Below are 7,352 nucleotides of genomic sequence, written 5' to 3' on the forward strand. Positions count from 1 at the left end.
CAACAGCACGGCCAATGGTGCAAACTCGACCGCCTCGGGTGAGAACAGCACGGCGAACGGTACGAACGCGTCGGCGACCGGCGAGAACAGCACGGCGAACGGCGCGAACTCGACTGCATCGGGCACGGGTGCGACGGCAACGGGCGAGAACGCCTCAGCGACGGCTGACAGCGCGACGGCGACGGGTAACAACTCGGCGGCGTCGGGCACGAACAGCACCGCGACTGGCGCCGGTTCGATTTCGTCGGGTGCGAATAGCTCGGCGTACGGCACGGGCGCTAGCGCGACCGGCGCCAATAGCGTTGCGCTGGGTCAAGGTGCAGTGGCATCGGGTTCGAATTCTGTTGCGCTGGGCACGGGCTCCGTTGCGACCGAGGCGAATACGGTGTCGGTCGGTTCCTCTGGTAACGAGCGTCGAATTACCAACGTTGCGGCCGGCGTGAACGACACGGACGCGGTCAACGTCGGGCAACTGAATAGCACTGTCTCGGGTATCCAGAACCAGATGTCCGGCATGCAGGGCCAGATCAACTCGGTCGCGCATGATGCGTACTCTGGCATTGCAGCGGCCAGTGCGCTGACGATGATTCCGGACGTCGACGCGGGCAAAACCCTGGCGGTCGGTATCGGTACGGCGAACTACAAGGGTTACCAAGCCTCGGCACTTGGCGTGACCGCACGGGTCACCGAGAACCTCAAAATGAGGGCTGGTGTGAGCTACAGCGGCAGCAACCAAGTGTGGGGAGCGGGCATGTCCTATCAGTGGTAACGAGTGCCTCGCGGCTTTTGTAGTTGGGCAATCGGCGCGAGGTCGAGACGCCCGCCTCTTGAGCCTTTCGAGCCATCTCATACAGGGTATGGGATGGCTTTTTTTTGCGGTATCTATTTTTCGAGATTCGGCCTCGATCGAGCGCCACATCACGGATATGCGGCGAGTTGCGGTCACGCCCGTCGGTTCATCCCAGAGACGACGATACCAACTTCGCTGACCGAATTTCGCATTTATGAGATATTCAGGTGGCGTGATCAAATTAAATAATAACTATATTAACTACTGCAAAAACGGCGAAGGTGCAACGAATGCGCGAGCACGCGTTTCATACGTGACTGTATCCGCAGTTGGCCAAGCTGCAGATCTGGCTTCGCGCACTGAATGCCGTGGCTGTTGTGCCAAAAAAGGACGTGACGAATTCCGTTGCAATTCAATAAGTTGTTGGGAGTTGCTTCGTGTCGATTGTTCGGATCTCATTGAGTGGAAATCGTGATTGGATTTTGAGGGAAAGCACCGTTTTAAATTTTCCGGGTTAAATCGGATTGATGGCGTCGTGCATTCATGAAGTGAGGTAACCAGAGGTAGATATGATGGAGCGAGCGACATCTGTAAGAAGGGGGCATGCTGCGCAAGGAAAAAAGACGGCTGCGAGGGACAAAGTTTCGAAGTGGGCTTCCATTTTGGTGTCTGTCGCTTTGGTGACGTTCTGTTTGCTCTTGTTTTCGCTCTGGCGCACCAATGTATTGAACAGATGGCTGGTGGTGGCGTTCGTGGCGCTGATCGGGGCGATGTTGCTCAGCATCGGGTTTTTCATGTACGCCATGGCTGGAACATCGGTTTTTCGCACGAGAAGTCACGACGCAGGCTGCGGTGTATGCAGCCCCAATCAGTACGCCGAGACGGACACGGCACCGTTGCCGGTCGGATTCGATGGCGTGCAAGCCATTTCCTGCCGGCTCAATTCCGGGCAGACCGGTGTGTTCCGTGTCCGGTGCTACAACACCAATTGCCCATGGGCCGGATGCTCGGAGTGCCGTAAGTCGTGATCCGCAGTAATGGGGGTAGGAGACCGATAGCGGCAAGCGTAGAATGCAGGCGCGAGTGTACACGGATAGTGTCGCGCGCACTGTAACTCGCGACGAATCCGTTGCGCGAAGTCGTGAATCCGAGGGGCGCGGTATCTGGCCAATATCGCCTAGCGGCGTGCATAGAGGCCTGCCGTCTGGTTCAACGATTTCACGGGCTTGTCGAAGGTTACTCCCCCGTTATCTACCGTTTTCTGGAGCAATCATGTCTAACGTCGAGCCGTTGATACGCGTCGTGGTTGCTGACGATCATCCGATTGTTTTGCGGGCTGTCACAAACTACATCGACTCGCTGGCCGGATTCCGCGTAGCCGCGTCGGTTTCTTCCGGAAGCGCGCTGCTGGCGACCCTAAAAGAGCAAAAAGTCGACCTCGTCGTGACGGATTTCGCGATGCAGCAGAGCGATGACGACAAGGATGGATTGCGCTTGATTTCACATCTGATCCGGATGTGCGAACACACGCCGGTGGTCGTCTTCACGATGCTGACGAATACCGGATTGATCAATCAGTTGTGCCGCATGGGTGTGGCAGGGCTCGTCGGAAAAGAAGAAGAGATCGGCGAACTCGCCCAAGTCTGTATCAAGATCGTCAATGGCGCCACGCAATCGCTGTCTCCCGGCATGGCGCACCGCCTTGCCGTGGCCGGCAACGTGAAGCCCGGCACCGCCGACTTCCAGGCGCTGACGCCGAAGGAGCTCGAGGTTGTCCGCCTGTTTTCGACCGGAGTGGCGCTTACCGAGATTGCGCGAATACTCAATCGTTCCCTAGGTACAGTTTCCACACAAAAGCGGTCGGCGATGCGCAAGCTCCATGTGGAGACCAACGTCGATCTTATCAACTGCGCGCGTGAGCAAGGGCTACTCTGATGCAAAGCGTTCTGCCGGAGGTCGAAGGGTCGCCGTTGAAGAAATTCTATTCGCTCGAATCCAACTTGAAGCGCGAGCGTCGGGTGTTCACGGTCGTGATTGCGTTGCTGATCTGCGTCGCCCTTGGCTTTTCGATCATCACCGTCACGGGATTGTTTCAGACGGCATTCAGGCAGGAAGAGCAGGCGGCGCGCATCCACGAGAAAGAAGTCGTCGACACGTTTCTGCAACGGCGCATGATGCTCACGACGACAGCTCTGGTGCTGCAAATGCGAATGAACGGTGCGCCGTCCGGGGTGGGCACGTCTGCGCCGAACGTCTGCACACCGATGAACAGTAACACCCTCGATGACAAGGCATTGCTCGAGAGTTGCGATTACACGGTGCAATTGCTGACCAACTCGGGACAAGCTCCCAGCATTGAAATGATTGCTGCGGACGGCTCCGCAGGATATGGATACCTGTTCCCGACGGGTGACCTGAGCGCGCTGCGTTCCGGCTCGCCCACCGAACTCGTTGCAGCTGTCCTCGACCGGTACAGCAAACGCGGCGTCGATCCGCAGGACGCCGCGCGCAAGAAGCAGATCCTCTGGTTCGCCGCCGGGAACGGGGAGCAGGGCGGCGAGCTTCACATGGTCGGTGCTTCGGTTGTGTACCGGGGAGACACGCTTTACGCAATCGTGCTGACGAGCGTGGATCTGCGCAGTCTGTTGTCGACGATCGAGCGAGCAGGCCGGGTCCAGCGGCCCGTCGTCGTCGATTCGGACGGTATTCCGCTCATCGATGCCGACGCCGTCGACATGGTGCGCGGCGTCGACGCGTATCTCGTCGGGAAGCAGGACGGCCTCTATCACTGGGTGCCGGGGTTCGGATGGGCGATTCGCCGCCCGGCGTTGTTTGCCGGGTTCGGACACATGATGTATCTGCTGCCGCTCGATCTGCAGCTCCAATCCATGCGCTACGAGTTGTGGCTGATAGGCGGCGCTACGATCGTGCTGATTGCGCTGCTGTTCATCGCGTTTCGGTATTGGAACTACCAGTTTTTGACACGCATCTATTCCGAGGCGTCGCGCGCGCTCGAAAACGAGATGCTTAATCACTTGCTCGTGCATGCGACGCCGGTGGGCCTGTGCATCGTGCGCCGCTCGACGCTCGAGATCGTGGTGGCCAACCCGATTGCGCGGTCGATGCTTGGGATGCGGATTTCCGACAAGCATCTGCCGCGGGAACTGCAAAGCGCGTTCGAATCGTCGCTCGCCGGGCAAGACACTGGCTCGGGTGATTCTCATATTTACCAGTTTCCGTTCGCGCTTTCGCATGCTGGGCATTCAGCCGTCTACATCGAGATTACCTACGCACCCGCGACGCTGAATGCGCAGGAAGTGTTCTTTTGCGCGATCACCGACATGACGTCCTATCATCAGGCGGAGATCCTGCTGCGCGAGGCCAAGTTGACGAGCGATGCCGCTGCCAAGGCCAAGGTAGCATTCTTCGCGTCGATGAGCCACGAGATCCGGACGCCGCTGGCGTCGTTAGTCGGCAACATCGAGCTCGTCGCGCGTGGCGCGCTCGCGCCCGAGCAGCAGGCTCGCGTGCAGGCCATGGAGGCATCGGCTCGCGGACTGATGCAGATCGTGAACGACGTGCTTGATTTCTCCAAGATCGACGTGGGCGAGCTGAGCCTGATGGAAGAATGGGCGAGCATCGCGGATCTCCTAGACCGCCTCGCGCTCGCCCATGCGCCGCTGGCCACGCAGCAGGGATTGAAGTTCTACACGGTGTTCGAACGAAATCTTCCGTCTCGGCTCCACTTCGATCCGGTCCGGGTTTCGCAAATCGTCAACAACTTGTTGAGCAACGCGCTCAAGTTCACGCCGTCCGGGAAGATCGTGCTGCGCGCGGGCTGGAGTGCCGGCGAGCTCGAAATCAGTGTGACGGATTCCGGGATCGGTATACCCGACGACCTGAAACACCGACTTTTCCAACCCTTCACGCAGGGTGACAGCAACCGCCTGATGCAGGCGCGCGGAACCGGCCTCGGCTTGTCGATCTGTGCCAGGTTGTGCGAGCTGATGAAGGGACGTCTCAACCTCGAGAGCACTGTCGGCGTAGGGACGCGCATCACGGTGGTTTTGCCGCTCAAGGCGTCCGAGGGCGATGCGAGCAGCGCCGGCTGGACGCTTCCGTATCATCGTGTTGCCGTGCTGTGTCGTGCCAAGGAGAATCTCGAGTGGCTGAATAACCTATTCGATCCCGACGAGGCCACGGTGACATCCGTGGCGAACCCGGTCGCCCCTATCGACGAGCACGCGCATGACTTCCTGATCGTGACAGACGAGTTCGCGGCGGCGGATATTCTTCAATGGTGGCCGACACCCGGATCGATCCTATGGGCGATACAGGCGGGACCGCTGGTTCCGAGGCGGCGCGACGACGGTGGCGTCGAGATCAGTCTGTATAGCCTCGCCGGCCTGAAGTCGGCGGCCCGGATGCTTACGGATGGGCGGCAGGCGCCGGCCGCGGCGACCGCGAGCAATGACGAGGCTGCTGCTGTCACGGTGTTGATCGCCGAGGACAACCTGCTCAATCGCAGCCTGTTGTTCGATCAGCTGACAACGCTCGGCGCGCGGGTCATCGAGGCTACGAATGGCGAGGAGGCGCTGGCACTGCTGTCGAAGGAACCGGTGAACGTCGTGATGACGGACATCGATATGCCGATGATGAACGGATTTCAATTGTTGTTTGAGATGAGGGTGCACGGCTATGCGATGCCGGTATATGCGGTGAGCGCGAGCAAGCGGCCGGAAGACATTGCAGAGGGACGCGCGCGCGGGTTTACCGACTATCTGGCCAAGCCCGTTCCGCTTGAGACACTGGAAGCGATCGTCCGGAACGGCCGCGCCAACGAACGCAGGAATGACCACGCTAGAGGAAACGACGAACCTGATGCACTGCCGAAGGTCCCGGAGGTGCCAGCGGCCTATGTGACGGCGTTCCTGGATCAGGCCGATCGGGAAATCACCGAGTTCGACGAGGTCATGCGCGAGCGAACGCTTGCGCGGCTCAGGCGCTGGCTGCACGGTGTGGCGGGCGGGCTCGCCGTATTAGGTCCATCCGAGTTGTATGAGCAATGCCAGGAACTCCGCGCCTATGCAGACGAATCGGTGGAATGGGATCGCGAGGTCGAACTACAGGCAAGCAGTATTCGGGACACGCTGCAGCACATGGCCGCGTCCCTAAAACGCCGCTGAGCCCGCCCCCGTTACTATCTTTGCGTCCCGATAATCGGAGCTTTGGCCAGCCAGGCCCGGCATGATTTCGGCCCCCAGTCGCAGTCATGATCCGGGGGTATGGGTTGAATGGTGCATCCGCAGTCTTTCCGGATAACTCACGTCTCCGCCATTCAGCGGGCGACGGATTCGAAGTATTGTGATTCACGGACCCCAGTAGTTTATTTAACGTTCTCTAAAGATTGGAGTGGCCCGCGATGAAGGCAGCGAGCAGGTCGGCACGAGCCGACCCGGCACTCCAAAGGTGGAAGGCCGCCGATCGGACTTCTGGCAATTGCATCTTAGGGAGAACAATGTGGAAGCGGGCAGCACGTATCATCGGGGAAAATGGGACCCCCGGGAGCACGAGGACGGCCTCCCGTTTCGAGAGGCTGATTTCGAATCGGCGGTCGAACGGGGTGAGCTCTCGATCGATTACCAGCCAATCGTCTCAGTACGGTCTGGTGCCGTCGTCGGAGCCGAGGCGGCGATCAGCTGGCATCACCCGCGTTGGCGCGTAGTGCGTCAGAGTGAGTTGTACGCTGCTGCCGAGTGTCTCGGAGTTGCGGCGCGCGTCGGAGAATATGTCATAACCGAGGTGTGCCGGCAGCTGGGGCACTGGAACAAACACGGCTGCGGCGCGTCGGGCGTTTCGATGCGCTTTTCGGGCGCCGGATTATGGGCGGAAAGCATGTCCGAACACCTAGCCCGGGAGATCGAAAAATTCGATGTGCCGGCGGCTCAGTTGACGCTTGAGATTCCGGAAATGCCGGCGCCCGAGGAGTCGCCGCCGCTTCAGGATTGCCTGAAACATCTACGGCAGAAGGGATTCGGCATCGTGCTGAGCGAATTCGGCGCCCATCATACGGCAATGTCGACGCTGATGGTGCTGCCCGTCACCGGCGTGAAGTTCGGTGATTCGTTTGCGAGTCGTCTGCCCTCTTCAGCGACGGCCGAAGCGATCTTGTCGTCGGTGTCGAGACTGACGCATGATCTGGGGCTGACCTTGACGGTCGCTGGCGTCAACAGCACAAGCCAGCTTGAGTTTCTGAGGCGCTACAGCAATATCGAGTTGCAGGGCGACGCCCTGTTTAAGCAGATGAGCGCGCAAGCGTTGCATGAGTACATGGGCGCCCATGCAACGTCGCCGCGCTATCGGTGCGATCCGTCTGCATGCCGACGCGCAGGCATGTTTTCCGTGGCGGCGACATGGTAGTTGTCAGGTGGAAAATATCCAGGATTCTGCAGCGCTCGCGCAACATCGAAACCGTCGTCGATCATGTGATCTGCTCTAGAAATCCTGGACACAAATGAGTGTTAGTGTTTCGGAGGCAATTTTCCCAATAGGAACGGGAGGT

The 7,352-nt window shown here is 59.4% G+C and carries 4 protein-coding genes and 1 pseudogene; 4 read left to right on the top strand and 1 reads right to left on the bottom strand.

Translation table 11 applies throughout. From position 1 onward, the window contains the following. Positions 1-769: pseudogene (gene bpaC / locus WT24_RS32030) on the top strand (trimeric autotransporter adhesin BpaC); the annotation flags it as partial. A gap of 562 nt (positions 770-1,331) precedes the next feature. On the opposite strand, the gene WT24_RS34120 reads toward bpaC, so the two are convergent. Beyond that, positions 1,332-1,574, bottom strand: coding sequence for a hypothetical protein (locus WT24_RS34120; protein WP_156441734.1), 243 nt, complete (start codon positions 1,572-1,574; stop codon positions 1,332-1,334). 488 nt (positions 1,575-2,062) lie between these two features. On the opposite strand from WT24_RS34120, the gene WT24_RS02945 reads away from it, so the two are divergent. The 3 genes from WT24_RS02945 (at position 2,063) to WT24_RS02955 (ending at position 7,210) form a co-directional block, all read left to right on the top strand. After that, entirely contained in the window at positions 2,063-2,725 is a 663-nt protein-coding gene (locus WT24_RS02945) for a response regulator transcription factor (RefSeq protein ID WP_060031149.1), read from the top strand. Next, entirely contained in the window at positions 2,725-5,976 is a 3,252-nt protein-coding gene (locus WT24_RS02950; protein WP_060031151.1) for a hybrid sensor histidine kinase/response regulator, read from the top strand. The genes WT24_RS02945 and WT24_RS02950 overlap by 1 nt, the downstream gene beginning before the upstream one ends. 334 nt (positions 5,977-6,310) lie before the next feature. Beyond that, on the top strand, positions 6,311-7,210 hold the full coding sequence (locus WT24_RS02955) for an EAL domain-containing protein (protein WP_082742076.1): 900 nt from the start codon (positions 6,311-6,313) through the stop codon (positions 7,208-7,210). Positions 7,211-7,352 lie beyond the last annotated feature (142 nt).

Source organism: Burkholderia sp. MSMB1078WGS, assembly GCF_001528895.1.
Classification (GTDB): Bacteria; Pseudomonadota; Gammaproteobacteria; order Burkholderiales; family Burkholderiaceae; genus Burkholderia.